Origin of the sequence: Acidovorax sp. ST3 (assembly GCF_003231145.1) — a bacterium.
Lineage (GTDB): Bacteria > Pseudomonadota > Gammaproteobacteria > Burkholderiales > Burkholderiaceae_C > Acidovorax.
Genome location: NZ_QKVP01000054.1, coordinates 1 through 655, shown reverse-complemented (window position 1 = coordinate 655; position 655 = coordinate 1). Strand labels below are relative to the sequence as shown.

General features: G+C 71.0%; 1 protein-coding gene. It reads right to left on the bottom strand.

Translation table 11 applies throughout. The features are described 5' to 3' along the window. Positions 1–655: transglutaminase-like domain-containing protein (locus DNK89_RS23490; protein ID WP_161958979.1), on the bottom strand; the 655-nt coding region annotated here is incomplete at both ends.

The following is a 655-nucleotide window of genomic DNA, read 5'->3' as shown; positions in this document are numbered from 1 at the left end:
GGAAGCGGTCGGGGTCGAGGCTGTCCAGCCGGCCGTCGACGGTTTCGCCGTTGGGATACATCAGGAACGGCACCGGGCCGTGGGCGGAGCCCGGCAGGGCGACGTCGTGGCCGTGGTTGTAGGCGACCCAGTTCATTTCCCAGGCGCCGAACAGCATGACGCGGGCGCTGCGCACGCGCGGGTCGGTGGCGGGCAGGTCGCCAGGCGGCTCTTCCAGCATGACCTTGCGCACGTCGGCCGGGTCGACCGGAATCCAGCCATAGCCGTCGGCGTAGAACTCGGCGCGGCAGTGCTGCGCGCGGGTGACGTCGCGGGCCTTGCCCAGGCTCCTGAAGCCGAGCTGCGAGTCGGCCACGCGCAGGCCGTAGGCATCGCGGGCGGGAATGCCCGCGGCGCGCGCCAGGGCGACGAACAACGCGTTGATGTCGGCGCATTTGCCGTTCAGATCGTTGGCGGTGAGCATGTAGCGCACGTCGCCGGTGCCGCAGCCGCGGGTGGAGGCGGTGCGGCAGGTGTTGTCGACCACCCAGTCATAGATCGCGCGGGCTCGCGCCAGCGCGCCCTGGTGGCCGCGAGTGATGCGGTCCGCAGTGGCCTTGACGATGCCGTCCGTGGGCAGCAGCGCAGTGGGCTGAATGAATTCGCGCAGGGTGGC